18 protein-coding genes are annotated in these 17,231 nt (G+C 58.1%); 14 read left to right on the top strand and 4 right to left on the bottom strand.

Features of this window, described 5'->3' with window-relative positions; translation table 11 throughout:
• The first annotated feature begins 8 nt into the window (after window positions 1-8).
• From JNB88_RS25740 to JNB88_RS25685, 12 genes are all read left to right on the top strand, one after another.
• Entirely contained in the window at window positions 9-881 is an 873-nt protein-coding gene (locus JNB88_RS25740) for a branched-chain amino acid ABC transporter permease (protein ID WP_220357919.1), read from the top strand.
• Window positions 878-1,831 carry a branched-chain amino acid ABC transporter permease gene (locus JNB88_RS25735; RefSeq protein WP_220357918.1) on the top strand — a complete coding sequence of 318 codons (954 nt, stop codon included), beginning with the start codon at window positions 878-880 and terminating at the stop codon, window positions 1,829-1,831. Before JNB88_RS25740 ends, JNB88_RS25735 begins: the two co-directional genes overlap by 4 nt.
• The gene (locus JNB88_RS25730; RefSeq protein WP_220357917.1) at window positions 1,828-2,556 is read left to right on the top strand and encodes an ABC transporter ATP-binding protein; all 729 of its coding nucleotides are present in this window, start codon (window positions 1,828-1,830) and stop codon (window positions 2,554-2,556) included. The genes JNB88_RS25735 and JNB88_RS25730 overlap by 4 nt, the downstream gene beginning before the upstream one ends.
• Complete coding sequence (locus JNB88_RS25725; RefSeq protein ID WP_220357916.1) at window positions 2,549-3,268, top strand: ABC transporter ATP-binding protein; 720 nt, start codon at window positions 2,549-2,551, stop codon at window positions 3,266-3,268. Before JNB88_RS25730 ends, JNB88_RS25725 begins: the two co-directional genes overlap by 8 nt.
• Before the next feature lie 20 nt (window positions 3,269-3,288).
• The gene (locus JNB88_RS25720; protein ID WP_220357915.1) at window positions 3,289-4,740 is read left to right on the top strand and encodes an aldehyde dehydrogenase; all 1,452 of its coding nucleotides are present in this window, start codon (window positions 3,289-3,291) and stop codon (window positions 4,738-4,740) included.
• 17 nt (window positions 4,741-4,757) lie between these two features.
• The gene (locus JNB88_RS25715; RefSeq protein WP_220357914.1) at window positions 4,758-5,510 is read left to right on the top strand and encodes an SDR family NAD(P)-dependent oxidoreductase; all 753 of its coding nucleotides are present in this window, start codon (window positions 4,758-4,760) and stop codon (window positions 5,508-5,510) included.
• 12 nt (window positions 5,511-5,522) lie between these two features.
• The gene (locus JNB88_RS25710; RefSeq protein ID WP_220357913.1) at window positions 5,523-7,244 is read left to right on the top strand and encodes a thiamine pyrophosphate-requiring protein; all 1,722 of its coding nucleotides are present in this window, start codon (window positions 5,523-5,525) and stop codon (window positions 7,242-7,244) included.
• Between the two features lie 24 nt (window positions 7,245-7,268).
• Complete coding sequence (locus tag JNB88_RS25705; RefSeq protein WP_220357912.1) at window positions 7,269-7,802, top strand: 2,4'-dihydroxyacetophenone dioxygenase family protein; 534 nt, start codon at window positions 7,269-7,271, stop codon at window positions 7,800-7,802.
• A gap of 111 nt (window positions 7,803-7,913) precedes the next feature.
• Window positions 7,914-8,222, top strand: coding sequence for an MliC family protein (locus JNB88_RS25700; RefSeq protein ID WP_220357911.1), 309 nt, complete (start codon window positions 7,914-7,916; stop codon window positions 8,220-8,222).
• Between the two features lie 73 nt (window positions 8,223-8,295).
• On the top strand, window positions 8,296-8,616 hold the full coding sequence (locus tag JNB88_RS25695; RefSeq protein WP_037129995.1) for a DUF6665 family protein: 321 nt from the start codon (window positions 8,296-8,298) through the stop codon (window positions 8,614-8,616).
• A 196-nt stretch (window positions 8,617-8,812) separates the two neighbouring features.
• Window positions 8,813-10,249 (top strand): metal-dependent hydrolase family protein, encoded by a 1,437-nt coding sequence (locus JNB88_RS25690; RefSeq protein ID WP_220357910.1) that lies wholly within the window; start codon window positions 8,813-8,815, stop codon window positions 10,247-10,249.
• 62 nt (window positions 10,250-10,311) lie between these two features.
• Window positions 10,312-11,196, top strand: coding sequence for a DUF2971 domain-containing protein (locus tag JNB88_RS25685; RefSeq protein WP_220357909.1), 885 nt, complete (start codon window positions 10,312-10,314; stop codon window positions 11,194-11,196).
• A 57-nt stretch (window positions 11,197-11,253) separates the two neighbouring features.
• Here JNB88_RS25685 and JNB88_RS25680 read toward each other — a convergent pair whose 3' ends face one another.
• Window positions 11,254-11,682, bottom strand: a complete 429-nt coding sequence (locus JNB88_RS25680) for a MarR family winged helix-turn-helix transcriptional regulator (RefSeq protein WP_220357908.1) — start codon at window positions 11,680-11,682, stop codon at window positions 11,254-11,256.
• A 146-nt stretch (window positions 11,683-11,828) separates the two neighbouring features.
• Here JNB88_RS25680 and hmgA point away from each other — a divergent pair, with 146 nt between their 5' ends.
• Both hmgA and fahA read left to right on the top strand, forming a co-directional pair.
• On the top strand, window positions 11,829-13,175 hold the full coding sequence (gene hmgA, locus JNB88_RS25675; RefSeq protein ID WP_220357948.1) for a homogentisate 1,2-dioxygenase: 1,347 nt from the start codon (window positions 11,829-11,831) through the stop codon (window positions 13,173-13,175).
• 56 nt (window positions 13,176-13,231) lie between these two features.
• Window positions 13,232-14,509, top strand: a complete 1,278-nt coding sequence (fahA, locus tag JNB88_RS25670; RefSeq protein WP_220357907.1) for a fumarylacetoacetase — start codon at window positions 13,232-13,234, stop codon at window positions 14,507-14,509.
• A 3-nt stretch (window positions 14,510-14,512) separates the two neighbouring features.
• Here the strand turns inward: fahA and JNB88_RS25665 are convergent, their stop codons facing one another.
• The 3 genes from JNB88_RS25665 to JNB88_RS25655 all read right to left on the bottom strand — a co-directional run bounded on the left by JNB88_RS25665 (window position 14,513) and on the right by JNB88_RS25655 (window position 17,221).
• A complete protein-coding gene (locus JNB88_RS25665; RefSeq protein WP_220357906.1) occupies window positions 14,513-15,151 on the bottom strand; it encodes a DUF3016 domain-containing protein in 639 nt (212 codons plus the stop codon).
• A 155-nt stretch (window positions 15,152-15,306) separates the two neighbouring features.
• The gene (locus JNB88_RS25660) at window positions 15,307-16,143 is read right to left on the bottom strand and encodes a shikimate dehydrogenase family protein (protein ID WP_220357905.1); all 837 of its coding nucleotides are present in this window, start codon (window positions 16,141-16,143) and stop codon (window positions 15,307-15,309) included.
• Window positions 16,136-17,221: a Gfo/Idh/MocA family protein gene (locus JNB88_RS25655; RefSeq protein WP_220357947.1), complete on the bottom strand. Its 1,086-nt coding sequence runs from the start codon at window positions 17,219-17,221 to the stop codon at window positions 16,136-16,138. Before JNB88_RS25655 ends, JNB88_RS25660 begins: the two co-directional genes overlap by 8 nt.
• Window positions 17,222-17,231 lie beyond the last annotated feature (10 nt).

The raw sequence follows: 17,231 nt of genomic DNA, 5'->3' as shown, positions 1-17,231 counted from the left end.
GGAGGCTGATGCTCGTCACAGCCCTGTTGTCCGGGCTGGTGCTCGGCGGAACCTATGCGCTCGTCGCCATGGGGCTGACGCTCCAGTACGGCATCGCTCGCATCATGAACCTCGCCTATGGTGAGACGATCATAGCGGCTTCATTTCTCGCATACGTGATGTTTTCACACTGGGGGATCAGTCCCGTGCTTGGCCTTGTCATTGCTGTGCCAGCGGGCTTTGTTCTCGGCTATGGCGTGTACGGGGTGATGATGCGCCCGCTTGTTGCCCGCGCCCGCGACAGGGCAAGCCTTGAGATCGACTCGATCCTGGCGACGTTCGGCCTGCTTTTTGTGATCCAGGGACTTTTGCTGGTGGTATTCGGTGCGAATTTTACCAGTTACAGCTACCTCAATGTCCCTGTGAACGTGTTCGGTGCGACGCTTGCGGCCAACCGGCTGTTGGCGCTGGGTATGGCGGTTACACTTGGTCTTGGAATCTATCTCGCTCTGACGCGAACGCTCTGGGGTACCGCGCTGCGTGCTGTCTCGGTTTCACCATCCTCTGCGCCGCTCGTCGGCATCAACGTCGACAAGGCCGCTCGCACTGCATTTGCACTTGGGGGAGCGCTTGCGGCCGCCGGTGGCGTTGTCATTTCCATGTACCAGACATTCACGGCGACTTCGGGCGTGGTCTTCACCATGAAGGCGTTGATTGTCGTTATCATGGGTGGCGTTGGCAATGTTATCGGCGCACTTTCGGCGGGCCTGATCCTTGGTGTGGTCGAAACCTTTGTAGCGACCTATGTCTCTCCAGGGCTTACCCTGGCCGCGACCTATCTCATCTTCCTTGCCGTGCTGCTGTGGCGTCCTGCCGGTCTTTTCGGAAGGGTTTCTCGATGAGGCGCGCCACTCTTCTGCAGGCGGGAACATTTATCGCAATTGTCGCAGCACTGGCGTTCCTGCCATCCTTTGCCAGCCCGTACAGCGTCACGCTGATGATCGGGATGCTCGGTTATGTCACTCTCGCGACGGCCTGGGCATTGTTTTCCGGCCCGACGCGCTATGTGTCGCTCGCAACCGTCGCCTTTTTCGGCATCGGCGCCTATACCTGCGCGGTGCTCAGCGAGAGCGTCCCTTATCCGGTGCTACTGCTCATTGCTGGCGTGATAGGTCTAATTGTCGCGCTCGTGGTCGGCCTGTCGACGCTGAGGCTTGCAGGCGTTTATTTCGTCATCTTCACCTTCGGTCTTGCTGAACTCGTCCGCCAACTTGTGACATGGTACGAGGTCAACATGACCGGCACGCTCGGTCGCTACATATTCCTTCCGGTCACGCCGGAGGGAATATACTGGCAGCTTTTGGCGCTTGCCGCGGCCACGTTCGTTATCTCTTGGGCCGTTGGGCGCAGCAGAATCGGGCTTGCGCTCAAGGTGATCGGTGACGATGAGGTGGTGGCTGCCCATTGTGGTATCAACATTGCCCGCGTGAAAATTGCTCTGTTTGCCGTCAGCTCCGTTATCATCACCCTCGTTGGTGCCATCCAGGCTCCGCGCTGGACCTACGTGGAACCAGCGATCGCCTTCAATCCCACAATTTCCTTCCTGACGTTGATCATGGCTCTGCTTGGCGGAGCTAGCAGACTGGGTGGGCCCCTGCTCGGAGCTGTGCCATTGTTCCTGTTGTTCGAATGGCTGTCGGCGAACTTCCCGAACCACTACTCGATTATTCTTGGCTTGCTCTTCATTGCGATTGTCTTCGTCCTTCCGCGCGGCGTCCTGGCCTTTATCGAGGAGAGCTGGAAGCGGCGGCATAACGGCAAGTCGCGCGCAGTTCCGGGGGTGGCCGAATGAGCGAACTTCTGACAGTTTCCGGCTTGACCAAGCGCTTCGGCGGACTGACGGCGGTCAATGCAGTCTCCTTTTCCATAGAGCGCGGCGAAGTGGTGGGTTTGCTCGGTCCAAACGGTTCAGGCAAGACCACGGTTCTCAACATGATTTCCGGACACCTCAGGCCGACCGGCGGAACGATTGCGTTGGACGATCAACTCATATCCGGTCTGGCGCCGGACCAGGTCGCCAGAAAAAGCGTGTCGCGCACCTTTCAGCTGGTGCGCTCCCTGCCGTCACTGAGTGTTATCGAAAATGTTACAGTCGCGCTTGCTTTCGGCCCTCGAAAGCTCTGGGGCAGCGCGGCCGAAGAGGAGGCGTTGGCGCGGCTTGACGATGTTGGTCTCACTCATCGCGCCTATCAGACAGCGCAGGACCTGACCTACATCGACTTGAAGCGCATGGAACTCGCTCGCGCGCTAGCGGCTGAGCCGCAACTACTGCTGCTGGATGAGTGGCTGGCTGGACTGAACCCCACGGAACTGCGAGCCGGGATCGATCTCATTCATTCGCTGAAGAACCGCGGGATCACGATCCTTCTTGTGGAGCATGTGATGGAGGCAATCCGGGCTGTCTGTAATCGTTGCGTCGTGATGAACGCCGGGCGCAAGATCGCTGATGCGCCGACCGCTGAAGCGCTCGCCAACCAGGACGTGGTCACCGCCTATCTTGGGGGGCACCATGCTTGAGGTCACCAACCTTTCTCTACACTATGGGCGACACGTTGCGCTTGATCGCGTGTCGATTAAGGTCGGCAAAGGCGAGACCGTGGCCATCCTCGGCGCCAACGGCGCCGGAAAATCGTCATTGCTTAAATCGATTGCCGGGATAGCGCGGGTAGACACGGGGGCTGTGATCAATTTCGCCGGGGCGAGAATTATGGGAATGCCCGCGCACGATATCCTGGAAGCGGGCATTGCCTTGGTTCCTGAGGGACGGGGAGTCTTCGGCGAGTTAACGGTCGCGGAAAATCTCGCGCTCGGTGCTTATGCAAGGCGTGCGCGGGCTTCCACGGCCGAGAGCCGGAACTACGTCTATGAACTCTTTCCCAAGCTTCGCGACCGGCGCGCACAGTTCGTCAACACGATGTCGGGTGGCGAGCAGCAGATGGTGGCGATCGGGCGGGCTTTGATGTCAAAGCCGCAGTTGTTGATGTTGGACGAGCCTAGCCTCGGCCTCGCGCCGGTCGTCGTCGGAGAGTTGTTCGAAAGTCTGGCGCGGATTCGAAAGACGGGCCTTGCGCTTCTGATTGTCGAGCAGAACGTGAAGAAGAGCCTTTCGATCGCTGACCGCTGTTATCTCGCCGAGGCAGGAAGAATCACCGGTGAGGGACCTGCTCAAGCACTCAAGGATGATCCCGCAATACAGCGTGCCTTCCTCGGCGCCAGCGCGACAATATGATTTTATGACAAGGAGATGGCATGAACATGCTTGGCTTGAAGATCAACAATACGGAAGTGGAAGCGACCGATGGCCGCAGTTTCGAGCGATTGAACCCGATCTCGGGCGAAGTCGCCTCTACCGTTGCCGCGGCTTCGGTGGAGGATGCTCGCCAAGCCGCAAACGCGGCCGCCAAGGCGTTCCCTGCCTGGGCTGCGACCGGCCCCGGCCAGCGCCGTAAGCTGTTGCTTGCTGCCGCTGACAGATTGCAGGAAAAGGCTTCCGAGTTCGTCGCTGCCATGGCGGCGGAAACAGGCGCGACGGCAGGCTGGGCGATGTTCAATGTCGGTTTGGCTGCTGACATGTTGCGTGAGGCGGCTTCGCTTACGACCCAGATTGCAGGAGAGGTGATACCCTCCAATCGGCCGGGAAGTCTGGCTATGGCGATCCGCCAGCCGGCCGGCGTCGTCCTGTCCATCGCACCGTGGAATGCTCCGGTAATTTTGGGTGTCCGTTCCCTGGCAACGCCACTCGCCTGCGGCAACACTGTCGTCATGAAGACCTCGGAGATTTGCCCGCGAACACACAGGCTGATCGTCGACGCATTGCATGAGGCCGGTCTTCCCGAGGGCGTCTTGAATGCGGTGTCCAATGCACCCGAGGATGCGGGCGGCATCGTTGAGGCCCTTATTGCTCATCCCGCGGTGCGCCGGGTCAATTTTACGGGCTCGACACGTGTCGGACGCATCATTGCTGAAACTGCGGGCCGCCATTTGAAGCCCGCGCTGCTGGAATTGGGCGGAAAGGCGCCATTTGTTGTGCTCGACGATGCTGATATCGAGCAGGCGGTCGCCGCTGCTGCGTTCGGTGCCTTCATGAACCAAGGGCAGATATGTATGTCGACCGAGCGGATCGTCGTGGACGACAAGATCGCCGATACGTTCGTCGAGGCGCTGGCAGCGAAGGTGAAGACGCTCAAGGCTGGTGATCCGCGCAAGGGCAATACGCCACTCGGCTCAGTCGTGGACGCCAGGGCTGCCCAGCGCATTGACGCACTGGTGAGGGACGCGCTCTCGAAGGGCGCGGTTCTAGCTGCCGGCGGCGACGTGAACGGCACGATTGTCGACGCGACACTCCTCGATCGCGTCACGCCTTCTATGCGGATATATGGCGAGGAGAGCTTCGGTCCGGTCGTTTCGGTGGTGCGTGTAGGCTCCATCGACGAGGCCGTTCGCGTTGCCAACGATACGGAGTACGGGCTTTCGTCGGCAGTCTTCGGCAGAGATGTTAACCGGGCAATGGCCGTTGCCAAACGTATCGAGTCCGGCATTTGCCACATCAATGGCCCGACGGTACATGACGAAGCGCAGATGCCCTTCGGCGGTGTCAAGGATTCCGGTTACGGGCGGTTTGGCGGCAAGGCAGGAATTGCCGAGTTCACCGAATTGCGCTGGATCACCATCCAGGATGGCCCTGTCCACTATCCGATCTGATGGAGAATACATTGGGGATGCTGGACGGAAAGACCTGCATTGTCACTGGCGGTGCTGGCAGTCTCGGCCTGGCGGCCGCAAGACTGTTCCTCGCCGAAGGCGCAAACGTTGCGCTGGTTGATCTGTCGTCGCAAGCACTGGAGAAAGCGGCAGCGGCCTTGCCACCGGGCCGGATAGAGCTGATTGAAGGGGATGTCTCAAACGCTGGCGACGTCAGGCGCTATGCCAAGCAAACAGTGGAGCGGTTCGGCCTCGTGGACGTGCTGTTTTCCAATGCGGGCAATTTCGGCACCGTGGCTCCGATAGAGAGTTACCCTGAAGACGTTTTCGATGCTGTTCAGGCGGTGCACGTCAAGGGAGCTTTCCTGGCAGCAAAGTTCGTTGTGCCTGTCATGCGTGACGGCGGCAGCATCGTGATCACCTCGTCGGTTGCGGGTGTGCGCGGGGACGCAGGTGTCTATGCCTACATCACTGCCAAACATGCGCAGGTTGGTCTTATGCGTTGTCTTGCCAAGGAACTGGCGCCGCGCGGCATTCGCGTCAACTCGATCCATCCTGGTCCAATCGACAACAGCTTCCAACTTGCGGTGGAAGAGGGACTTGGCGCGGCCACCAATGTCGATGGCACAGAATTCTTCAATCGACTCATCCCCCTTGGGCGACACGGTACGCCGGAGGAGGTCGCGAAATCCGTCCTCTATCTTGCCTCAAGCCAATCAAGCTTCGTCACGGGCACGACACTGATGGTTGATGGCGGCATGAGTGTATAGCAGGGGAAAACCATGAACGATAACGGCGAGTGCCAAGTCGCAGAGCTGACGATGACTGCCGGCGGGGCGTTGCTGGCGCGGCTGAAGGCCATTGGCATCGACTACATTTTCGCCAATTCAGGAACCGACTTTCCGCCCATCATCGAAGGGCTGGCTGAGGCCGAAGCCAAGGGTATTCCGGTGCCGGAAGCGATCGTCATTCCGCACGAGAACGCGGCGATGGGCATGGCACACGGTTACTATCTGGCGACCGGGCGTGTGCAGGCAGTCATGGCGCACACCAATGTCGGGCTTGCAAACTGCGCGATCGGCGCGATCAATGCCGCCACCGAACACATACCCATACTGCTCTTTTCGGGAAAGACGCCAGTTTCCGAGAGCGGCCATCTGGGTTCGCGAACTGTGCCAATTGGATGGGGGCAAGAGATGCGTGACCAGACTTCGCTGGTACGCGAAGCTGTGAAATGGGACGACGAACTGCGCTTCCCAGAGCATGTGCATCAAATGGTCGATCGGGCTCATGCGATCGCAACGTCGACGCCACGTGGTCCGATCTACGTTGGGCTTCCGCGGGAGGTTCTCTGCCAACCTTGCAGGACCAATGGCTTGAGGGAGCCCGTGCACATGGAGCCTGCGATCCATGTGCCGGATCCAAAAGCAATCGAAGAGGCGGCGCGACTGCTCGCATCCGCCCGCCATCCGGTCATTTTTGCGCAGCGCGGCGCTGGATCTGAAGCGGGCTTTGCAGCGCTTTCTGCACTTGCCAAGGAGTGGGGAATTCCGGTTTGCCAGTATTGGGCAGTCCAATTGGCGCTACCGACCGACCATCCGATGGCGGCGCAGGCCGATCCTGCGCCCTTGCTGGCTGATGCCGATGTCGTGCTGGTCGTCGATGCACTTGCTCCTTGGGCGCCCGACACTCATCCCCTTAAGGAAGGCTGTAAGGTCATTCAACTCGGACAAGATCCGCTGTTCCAGCGATTTCCGGTTCGCTATTTTCGTTCGGATGTCACGATTGCCTGCGAGATTGCAGACGGTTTGCTGGCGTTGAGTGCGGCAATGTCTCGATTGTCTCCCGGCAGTGATGTTGCAGACAGGGTCAACGCGGTTGGCGCGGCGAACCGCAAGGCGAGGATGGCTGTGCTGGCGCGGGCAGAGGCAGGATGCGCAGAGCCGATGACCAAGGACTGGGTAAGCCTGACGCTCTCCAGAGCGATTCACGGGCGTGAGGTGACGGTGTTGTCGGAACTTGGATGCCCGCTTGCACCTATGCAACTCGCTGACAATCGCGCCTGGTACCAGGAGCCGCATTCGGGCGGTCTCGGCTGGTCCTTCCCTGCAGCGCTTGGCATGCAGCTTGCCGACCGCGACCGCTTGGTCGTGGCGACGATGGGCGATGGCTCCTATATCTTTTCCAATCCGGTTGCCTGCCATCAGATCGCCGAGGCTCTCTCGCTCCCCATCCTGTTGGTGATCGTGAACAATGCCGAATGGGGTGCGGTGCGCCAATCTGTGGTTGGCCTCTATCCCGATGGCTATGCAGCCAAAGCGAACCGAATGCCGCTCACCTCGCTCGCACCAATCCCGGATTTCTCAAAGATAGCGCAGGCGAGCCGTGCCCACGCCGAAAGAGTAGAGCAGGGTGCCGATCTCGAGGCAGCGCTTCTCCGCGCCATTCGCTACATCGACGAGGAGCGGCGCATGGCATTGCTTGATGTGCAAGTACGCGCATAGACAGTCTGGAATGGGGAGCACCAAATGCCTGAATTAGCGACTACCGAATTCTGGAAGGATCTGAAACCGATCAGCCGGGTCTTCCAGCCGGACGCGCTACCGGAGGTCTATCTTAACGACGCACCGACGGACGACGAGCGCTTCTATGTTCCCTTTACGGACACGGTCTCCTCGCGGCCACTCTGGATTTCGCCGACACAGAACAAGTGGTGCGACATCCTGATGGCCAAGCAGGCTGGGCTAGTAAATCGGCACTATCATCCGCACGAGGTCTTCGCCTACACGATCTCCGGAAAATGGGGATACCTGGAACACGAATGGACAGCGACCGCAGGCGATTTCGTCTACGAAACGCCTGGCGAGGGGCATACCTTGGTCGCCTACGAGCACGAGCAGCCGATGAAGGTATTCTTTCAAGTCAAGGGTCCATTGATCTGGCTCGACGAGAATGGAGAGCCGGATGGGTTCTTCGATGTGCATAATTATATTGCTCTTTGTCGCGACCACTACGAGAAGGTCGGCATCGGTCGTGACTATGTCGATCGGCTCTTCCGATAGTAGAGTAGCGTGGTCCTGGCGTATCGATCTCTCCGGTACAGCGGTGGCCGTCGTCCACACACAGCGATATAGTATCGCATCGACGGCTTGAGCAGACGAATGAGAGTGACGATGATCAAGATCCCGGCCCCGGTGTTGGCGCTTTCGGCACTTTTGCTATGGACGGGCGATGCCTTTCCCATCGAGGCACAATACGAGTGTGCCGGGGGTATCCGGATCCATGCAGCTTTTTCGTCTCCCGGCGGTTCGCCCGGAAGTGTGGTTCTGGTCTTTTCCGACACGTCGGGTGAGATCAGACTGCCTCAGGTGAGGTCAGCCGATTGTGGTCGATATGCCAATGACGATGTAGAGTTCTGGATCAAGGGCAACGAAGCCACTCTGACAAGAGCAGGTAGGAGCGACAAATGTCACACCAAATAATTGTCGGCGAGGTGGCTTGTGCCTGATGTTTTCTCGAGCCACGTGCGTTGAGCTCGACTAGGAGGCAGGTGTCTTGAGCCTTAGACCGCCACGAACAATCTCCGGCCAGTCGGGTGCGGCGCTCAATCCATTGGAATACGAGCTTGCCTCAGAGCGGGCAGAGGCGTTGGGGCGGCAGGGCCGCAAGATGGAGACAGCGTTGGCCAAGCTTGCCGCCTGGTCGGCAGACAACGGCGGAAACGACCGTCAGGCACTGCTCGATGATGCGTCGGACGCCGTGTGGGCGCTGTTTATCCAGCGCGAAATCTGCGGACTGCGAAACAATGGCGATGTCATCCGACGCTACCAGATTCCGACAGAGGTTCTCGCCCGGCTCGGCGCTTCGCGCAAGTGACACTTTCAAGGCACGCAAGCGAACTGGCTTGCCCGGCAACTGGATTTTGCCCGTGGAGTCATTCGGCTTTTACGGCGAATGCCAATCCTCTGCTAACCGCACCCTAAATCATGGGTCGGCAAACACGCGTCAGTGGTAGATTCTCGGCACACACGGTGCTAGGTTCCTGTCAAACTCAAGCTTCCGTGGGGATCCCATGTTCCGATTGGGTAAGAAGTATCGTCACTTCATTCACGACGCCGGTTGCGGTTGCTCGCATCCCGTTCTGCAAGAGCGGTCTCGTCATCTCAGCGAGTACTCAAGACGGACATTTCTCGCCGGCCTGGGATCGGCCGCGATCACGGGGGGGATTGCCTCCCCTGTTGGTGCACAGACACCACCGACCAAAATCCTGCTCAGGCAAGTCCGGCTATTTGACGGCCGGTCCGAGACGCTGCAGTCGGGTGTTCAGGTTCTGGTTGAAGGGAACACGATCTCCGCAATAGACAAAGCCAACAATGCTCCACCGTCAGACGCTACCGTCGTGGAATGCGCTGATCGGGTGCTGATGCCGGGCATGATTGATGCACACTGGCACACGATTTATGCCGCGGTTCCCCTCAATACCTTGATGGCCGGCGATCCCGGTATCATTTTTGCAACGTCGACAGCCGAGGCAGAGCGAACCCTGATGCGGGGTTTCACAACTGTACGGGATTTGGGCGGGCCTGTGTTTACCTTCAAACAGGCAATCGACCGCGGGATTATCACCGGTCCGCGCATATTTCCCTCCGGGGCAATGATAACGACATCAGGCGGCCACGCCGATTTGCGCATGCCGTTTGAAATTCCCGCAAGGGAGGGGCAGCTCAGTCTTAGTGAGATGATGGGAAGCGCCGCCATAGCCGACGACACCGGCGAACTGAAACGCCGCGTGCGCGAACAGCTTTTACAGGGGGCTTCACAGATCAAGCTCGTGGGAGGGGGAGGCGTCTCCTCGCCTAGGAGCCCTCTGGACATGACGACATTCAGCGAGGACGAAATTCGTGCGGCAGTTGAGGTGGCGCGCGATTGGAATACCTATGTGACGGTCCATGCTTACGCGCCGAGGACCGTTCAACGGGCCATTGCCGGCGGAGCTGCCTGTATCGAGCACGCGCATCTGATGGACGAAGACACGGCGCGGATGTTTGCTGAAAAGAACGTCTGGCTGAGCACGCAACCCTTTCTGAGCGTGGAGGATGCAGCTTCGCAATCGGGTCCGGGCGCCGAGCGGGTAAAACAGCTCTTTGCCGGGACGCCGAAAGTCTATGAGTTTGTGAAGAAGTACGGCATCAAAACGGCATGGGGTTCTGACGTCTTGTTCTCTCCCGAATTGACACCCCGGCAAAACACCATGCTGACCCACCTTTCCAACTGGTACTCCAGCGCGGAGGCATTGCGCATGGCAACGTCAGGCAATGCAGAGCTACTTGCCTTCTCCAATCTGCGCACGCCATACCCTGGAAAACTGGGCGTCATCGAGCAAGGGGCCCTTGCCGATATTCTGGTCTGGGACGGAAATCCGCTCGATGATTTCAAGATAATCGAGGATCCGGAGCAGAAATTGAGCGTGATCATCAAGGACGGAAGGATCTTCAAGAACACCTTGTAAGCCGTTCGCTTTCCATCGGAATCGAGATGAGCTTTGCCTTACGCTCTTGAAGGAATTCCGCAATGCCTAACCTCATCGATAGTCACCTCGCGCTTGTGCCTACATCATGCGGTGGGGGTAGCTCAAACCAACACCCACGGCTTTTCCACTACACAACACTGCAAGGGTTTCTGGGTATTATCAGCTCGAAAGTGATATGGGCGACGAACATCCACTACCTGAATGACTCCGAGGAATTCGCGTATGGGCTTGCGTACCTGAGGACGGAAGCGGAAGCCCGGGTAGAGACTGCGCCTTCAGGCCATCAAGCGATCTTGCTGCGCGTGGCATCCCTCGTTGATTTCTTCAAGCAAGGCTATGTCTACACGGCATCGTTTGCGGAGGATGATGATCTTCTCAGTCAGTGGAGGGGATATGGGGCTGGTGGTGGAGTCTGCCTGGGATTTGTCGTCAGCGACCTGCAGAAGATTGCTCAGAGGTCAGGATTTCGCCTTATCAAGTGCATTTATGAGCAAAGCCAAAAGGCTGCTCTCGCGAGGGAATTTCTCGACCAGTCCTTGGCAACCTTGGATCCGGTCGCATCAATGGATGACGGAACCGTCGAGGAGTTCGCAAACCAGATCGTTACCCGCTACCAGCAACTCGCCTGCGCCTTCAAGGATCCGTCGTTTCGCGAGGAATGCGAATGGCGGATCATTTCGAAATTCGTGCCGGTTGATCATCCATCCGTGAAAGTCCGTGGGACGTCGACGATGCTTGTGCCGTATTTCGAGGTTGATCTCGAACTGGGAGAGGACGGCCAAGGTCGAACGAGCATCGGCGTCGATACACTGGTCGTCGGACCGAGCCTTCAGAAGGAGCGGATCCTCCAGGCAGCCTCCATCGCCAGCAGGAATTTGACAGTTGAGACGGCGCGCCCGTCCGATATTCCATACCGGTCGCTCTAGTCGTGGGCTGTCATGGTCGCTGGCTCTCAGTGGTGACATTGACGTAAAGTCCGTGGGTTAGAGCTTTGCCTTCATGAGCTTGTTGAGGCTCACTTCGAACTGTTCGGCATCTGCGCCGAGAAGGGCCCTGACATCGGCCTGGAACTGAAGGGCGATCGGCGTGAGACGCACCATTAGTGCTTTCCCTTCCGAAGTCAGCGAGAGTGAGACAAGCCTTCGGTCGTTGGGGTTGACCACCTTGGCGACCAGTCCCTGAGCCTCGAGACGAGAGGCAGCGCGACTAACCTTCGATTTTTCCATGTCAACACGCGTCTGGATTTCGCGGACGGAAACTTCACTGCTCTGGGAAAGATGCGCCAGCACACGCCATTCCGGCACGGAAAGTCCGCTGTCGGAACTATGCCGGCGTTCGTAAGCGCCGCTCATTCGCGAGGCCACAACAGCAAGCCGGTAGGGCAAAAAGTCACTTAGCATAAAAGAGGCCATTGGATTTGATCCCATAGTCGAACGACGGCTCCGTCTTGCACCTGTGCGGGTTCGAAACCATTCAAGCTTGACATCGTTGCAAATGCAACAAATATATCACGATGTCGCAAGAGGCAGTATGGGAGGACCCGATGACTGGCTTAAGCATGTCGCAGGAACTGACCTGCGCGAAGACCCCGATGGGTCTCCATGCCGGCTACATGCCGGGTTTCGGCAACGATTTCGAAACGGAATCCCTGCCTGGTGCTTTGCCGCAAGGGCAGAATTCCCCACAGAAATGCAATTATGGGCTCTATGCGGAGCAGCTCTCGGGCACGGCGTTCACCGCTCCGCGCGGACACAATGAGCGCACCTGGTGCTACCGTATTCGCCCCTCGGTCAAACACACCGCCCGTTTCCAAAAGATCGACGTTCCGCTCTGGAAGTCGGCCCCCCATATACTCTCGGATGTCATCAGTCTCGGCCAGTATCGTTGGGATCCCGTTCCCCATGGCCAACAGGAACTTACCTGGATCACAGGCATGCGCACTGTCACGACGGCCGGCGACGTTAACATCCAGACGGGCATGGCAAGCCATATCTACCTTGTCACCAAATCCATGGAGGACGAGTATTTTTACTCCGCCGACGGTGAATTGCTCGTCGTGCCCCAGGAAGGCCGCTTACGGTTCTCCACCGAATTGGGTGTCATCGACGTCGAGCCGAAGGAAGTCGCGCTCATTCCACGCGGCCTTGTCTACCGCGTGGAAGTGCTTGAAGGTCCATGTCGAGGTTTCGTGTGCGAAAACTACGGCCAGAAGTTCGATTTGCCGAACCGCGGACCGATCGGGGCCAACTGCCTGGCCAATCCGCGCGACTTCAAGACGCCGGTTGCCGCCTTCGAAGATCGGGAAGTTCCCTCCGCAGTCACGTTGAAATGGTGCGGCCAGTTCCATCGCACCGAAATCGGCCATAGCCCGCTCGATGTGGTGGCATGGCACGGCAATTATGCACCATGTAAGTATGACTTGCGGACTTATAGTCCAGTCGGGGCGATCCTCTTTGATCACCCGGATCCCTCAATTTTCACTGTGTTGACTGCGCCGTCTGGACAGGAGGGCACGGCCAACATCGATTTCGTGTTGTTTCGTGACAGGTGGTCGGTGGCAGAGCATTCCTTCCGCCCACCTTGGTACCATAAGAATGTCATGTCAGAGCTGATGGGCAACATCTATGGCATCTACGATGCCAAGCCGAAGGGTTTTGTGCCAGGCGGCATGTCGTTGCACAACTGCATGTTGCCTCATGGACCCGATCGCAATGCCTTCGAAGGTGCGTCGAACTCCGATCTGAAGCCCGAAAGGCTGACTGAGACGATGAGTTTCATGTTCGAAACCCGCTTCCCCCAGCATGTCACCGAATGGGCTGCCAAGAGCGCGCCTCTGCAGGACGACTATATCGACTGCTGGACGAGCCTCGACAAGAAGTTCGACGGCACGCCCGGCACCAAGTGATAGTGGCTGGGCGAAGTCTGGCCTCTACGTCAATCGCTGACACCGAAAGGCAAAACATGCCACTTTTGCGCTCCTGGGTGGACACCGCCAACGAAGCCAATTGCTCCTTTCCGTTGAACAATCTGCCCTATGGAGTGTTTTCCTCGGGCAACGAGAAGCCTCGCTGCGGGGTCGCTATCGGCGACAGGATCTTCGATGTTACTGCGGCCGAAGCAGGTGGTCTCCTGTCAGCAGACAAGGAGCCGCTTTTCGACGAACCTTCCTGGAACAAAGTGATGGCGGAAGGGCCGAGGGCATGGGAAAGCCTTCGGGCGCGGCTGATTTCAATCCTTGGTGAAGGTTCGACTGATCAGGCGAGTGCGGCGGCCCATCTCGTTCCTCTTGCCATGACCCGGCCGCACCTTCCCTTCCGTGTGGCCGAATACACCGACTTTTACGCCGGTCGGAACCATGCAACCAACGTCGGGACAATGCTTCGTGGTCCGGAGAACGCGCTTCCGCCCAATTGGTTACATATCCCGATTGGCTACAACGGCCGTGCCTCATCAGTCGTTGTTTCCGGCACGCCTGTCCGTAGGCCCTGGGGGCAGCTCAAGGGACCGAACGATGCCGTTCCTCGTTTTGCTCCGTCAGCCCGATTTGACCTGGAACTCGAAATTGGCGCGATCGTCGGCATGCCTTCTGTACATGGGCAGCCGGTCACGGTTGCGGAAGCCGACGAGATGATTTTCGGCTATGTTCTCCTGAACGACTGGTCTGCGCGGGACATTCAGGCCTGGGAGTACCAGCCGCTGGGTCCTTTTCAGGCGAAGGCCACGGCAACCACAATCAGTCCATGGATTGTCACGAAGGCGGCGCTCGAGCCTTTCCGTGTGTCGACCCCGCAGCGTGAGCTTGCCCTTCTGCCTTATCTTCAGGAGCCGCGCCCCTTGCTCTATGACATCACGCTCGAGGTCGGCCTCACGCCAGATGGCGGTAAGGAGACAATCATTGCCCGCACCAACTACGCGGAAATGTATTATTCGGCGGCCCAGCAGCTCGCCCATCACACTACGTCAGGCTGCGCCATGAACACCGGCGATTTGCTAGGCTCCGGCACGATTTCCGGAGCAACCAAGGACAGCCGTGGTTCGCTTCTTGAGCTGAGCTGGGGAGGCAAGGAGCCTATCTCGATCGCGGATGGTAGCCGCAGTTTCATAGAGGACAACGACACTATAACCCTGCGCGGTTCAGCAAAGGGAAAGGGCTACATGATTGGTTTTGGTGACTGCACCGGCCGTGTGCTGCCTGCCCATTCAGACCTCTACGCCCGAACAGATCAGCGCTCCGGCTGAAACTTAACCCGCTGGTCGTCTCTTCTGGACGAACCGTTTGCGGAACCAGTCGCGTAGCATTTCCTTTTCGTAAACGAACTGGTCGCCTGAGTATCGCGCACCGGGCAGGGAGAGGTAGTTCATGTCTGTGATTGTTTCTTGTCCGGTCACGACCGTTCCTCCGCTCTTAAACCTGTAGCGAACGCTAAATCGCGGAGGTGTTATGTCGCGCAGAATTCGAACATCAGCGTAGCGGGGGCGCCACGGCTCGTACTGACCTGCCAGACGAATGTCCGTAATTTCGATGCTAAGCTGCTGGTTTCTGGTCAAATATCTTCTGTCGAGGAGTTCAAAATACTTGGTAAATGCCGCCATTGCATTCTCACGTCGCGCGCGATTTCGAAAGTCGTCGTCGCGAAACGTCTCGGGTTTCACAAAGGTTATCCGTATCGATGCCTGCGCGCCGTCTGAAATCAGAGCCAGTGTCGTAATGACCGCAGCCACAAACCATTTGCGTCGCATTGACCTATCCCACACAAGGCCATCGCTCACCTCGCTGTAACAAGGCGTGTTCTGGGCGTTCTCGTAGGAGATTTTAGCGCGGAAAGCGTCCGTGCGAAACAGTTCTGCTGACATTGGAACGGCAAATAAGCCGCTGTCCAACCGGTGCGCCTACACCCGAGCGAATATGCGAATGCATTGTCCCAGATGGAGCTCGCGTTTGTTTCAGTCGCGCCAAGTTTCTGCTCATCCCCCGTGCGCTCTCATGCCACCAACGACCCTAGGCAGCTTTGAGGTGACATTCTGCGAAGGCACGGTCAGCCTTTGCCTATCTTTGCGATCGACCGAAGGTCGTCAGCCGTCGTCGTCGGATACCCGAAAAACTCCAAGTAGGCGGGAATCTGTTCGAACAGCATATCCGTGCCAACCTGAAACGCGCAGCCTCGCTCGCGCGCTGCAGCGAGAAATGGCGTGATTTCGTCTTTCATGACAACCTCGCCAACAAACGTGCTGGGCGAAAGGCGCGATACATCCACCGGTAGCGGGTCCCCCTTGCGCATTCCAAGCGGAGTTGCGTTGACGACGATGTCAAAGCCGGTCGGATCAGTGGAGCCGACTTCGACCACGGTCTCTGGATAGAATGTCTTCAGGCGGTAAAGGAGTCCATCCAACGTCGCCTGGTTGCCGTCGTAGAGCACTATCCGTCGCACACCGGCTCCAGCCAGTGAGGCGGCAATCGCCGAGCCGACGCCACCCGCTCCAACGATAAGGACATCTCCTCCTGCAATTGTTTGCCCCTTGCGAAGAAGTCCCCTTACAAATCCTTCGCCATCGAACATGTCGCCAATCAGCCTGCCGTCATGGGCTAGCCTGACTGCGTTGCAGGAGCCGGCAACCTTGGCGTTTTTCGATGTCTCGTCCAACAGTCCCATGGTGGTAATCTTGTGCGGCATGGTGATGAGCGCGCCGTGGATGTTCGAGAGCCGGAAGACAAGCTTGAAGAAGGAAGGATAATCTTCCGGCTTGCAGCCCATCGGCACCACGACCGCATCGATGCCGTTCTTTTCGAAGTAGGGATTGTAAATCAGGGGAGCCTTGAACGACTCCGTGGGATAGCCGAGGTGAGCAATAAGCTGTGTGGTCCCCCTAATCATTTACGTGCCCTCGCCATGCGTCGGGCTTGCCGAGGTAGACCATCTGTCCAGACCGCGCGGATGACTTGATCGCCTCGATAACGCGGAGCGTTGCAATACCTTCCTGGCCGCTGACAAGCGGCTCAGCGTTACCTCTGATGACATCGCAGAAATGTTTGAGTTGCAGCGCAAGTGGATCGCTTGAAGCGTATGGCACACGGCTTTCCACGAGAGGCTCCAACCAGTCGGGGTCCGAAGCGTTCATCCAAAGATCAAGTTGAGGTATGGCGAGTGAGCCATTGGTCCCGCCGATCTGATAGCAAAACTGGTTTTGCCTTGGAAACGCAGGGTTTTCGCCGGATGTCATCTCCCAACTCCAGGGCGATGCAACGGCATCTGAAGCATTCAAAGTTCCAAGAGCACCAGTTGCGAAACGAAGAAGAATAACGGCGCTATCTTCGACACAGTGCCCGCGGGCAGAGTTTGACTCCATCGCAAAGACGGCCTCCACATTCCCGAAGAAATATCGGAAGAGATCGACGTCATGGATCAGGTTGATGAAGGTCGGTCCCCCGCCTGACTTTTGACGCCACTCGACCTCGAAATAGTCTTTGGGCTTGGCGACCCAGAATGTACCCTGAACCGTGAGGATTTTGCCGAGCCGACCGCTTTCCAGGATACGCTTGGCCTCTTGCAGCATCGGGTTATGGCGTCGGTGGTGGCCGACCAGAATGGGGATGCCGAGCCTGGATCCCGCATCAACGAGTGCTGTGGCTGCTTCGCTGTTGTCCGCGATCGGCTTTTCGACAAGGACTGGGATGCGTGCGTGAATGACCTCCAACGCATTGGCAACGTGAAGCTGGTTCGGCGTAGCAACGATCACGCCATCCGGACGTTGGGTTTGCGCAAGCTCGGAGAAGGTGGCAAACCATGACATGCCCTTACCCAAAGCGAAGTCGCGACCTGCCTCGGAGGGATCGATGATGGCACAGAGCGCGGCGTCCGCTTCAGCCAGTACACCTTCAACATGGCGCTTGCCGATCAGGCCAGCTCCCATGACGGCGATGTTCAGGGGCTTTGTTCGAGACTGATTTGACATCATTGGGCGC

This window comes from Rhizobium cauense, from assembly GCF_019511525.1.
GTDB lineage: Bacteria > Pseudomonadota > Alphaproteobacteria > Rhizobiales > Rhizobiaceae > Rhizobium > Rhizobium cauense.
The sequence above is the reverse complement of the archived record's forward strand: the minus strand, read 5'-3'. Positions and strand labels throughout refer to the sequence as shown.

Coding starts and splice junctions, on each gene's coding strand:
- JNB88_RS25700 (WP_220357911.1), top strand. CDS start 7,914: ATGATCAAGATCCCGGCCCCGGTGTTGGCGCTTTCGGCACTTTTGCTA.
- JNB88_RS25685 (WP_220357909.1), top strand. CDS start 10,312: ATGCCTAACCTCATCGATAGTCACCTCGCGCTTGTGCCTACATCATGC.
- JNB88_RS25740 (WP_220357919.1), top strand. CDS start 9: ATGCTCGTCACAGCCCTGTTGTCCGGGCTGGTGCTCGGCGGAACCTAT.
- JNB88_RS25705 (WP_220357912.1), top strand. CDS start 7,269: ATGCCTGAATTAGCGACTACCGAATTCTGGAAGGATCTGAAACCGATC.
- JNB88_RS25710 (WP_220357913.1), top strand. CDS start 5,523: ATGAACGATAACGGCGAGTGCCAAGTCGCAGAGCTGACGATGACTGCC.
- JNB88_RS25720 (WP_220357915.1), top strand. CDS start 3,289: ATGAACATGCTTGGCTTGAAGATCAACAATACGGAAGTGGAAGCGACC.
- JNB88_RS25735 (WP_220357918.1), top strand. CDS start 878: ATGAGGCGCGCCACTCTTCTGCAGGCGGGAACATTTATCGCAATTGTC.
- fahA (WP_220357907.1), top strand. CDS start 13,232: ATGCCACTTTTGCGCTCCTGGGTGGACACCGCCAACGAAGCCAATTGC.
- JNB88_RS25655 (WP_220357947.1), bottom strand. CDS start 17,221: ATGTCAAATCAGTCTCGAACAAAGCCCCTGAACATCGCCGTCATGGGA.
- JNB88_RS25725 (WP_220357916.1), top strand. CDS start 2,549: ATGCTTGAGGTCACCAACCTTTCTCTACACTATGGGCGACACGTTGCG.
- JNB88_RS25660 (WP_220357905.1), bottom strand. CDS start 16,143: ATGATTAGGGGGACCACACAGCTTATTGCTCACCTCGGCTATCCCACG.
- JNB88_RS25715 (WP_220357914.1), top strand. CDS start 4,758: ATGCTGGACGGAAAGACCTGCATTGTCACTGGCGGTGCTGGCAGTCTC.
- JNB88_RS25730 (WP_220357917.1), top strand. CDS start 1,828: ATGAGCGAACTTCTGACAGTTTCCGGCTTGACCAAGCGCTTCGGCGGA.
- hmgA (WP_220357948.1), top strand. CDS start 11,829: ATGTCGCAGGAACTGACCTGCGCGAAGACCCCGATGGGTCTCCATGCC.
- JNB88_RS25680 (WP_220357908.1), bottom strand. CDS start 11,682: ATGGCCTCTTTTATGCTAAGTGACTTTTTGCCCTACCGGCTTGCTGTT.
- JNB88_RS25690 (WP_220357910.1), top strand. CDS start 8,813: ATGTTCCGATTGGGTAAGAAGTATCGTCACTTCATTCACGACGCCGGT.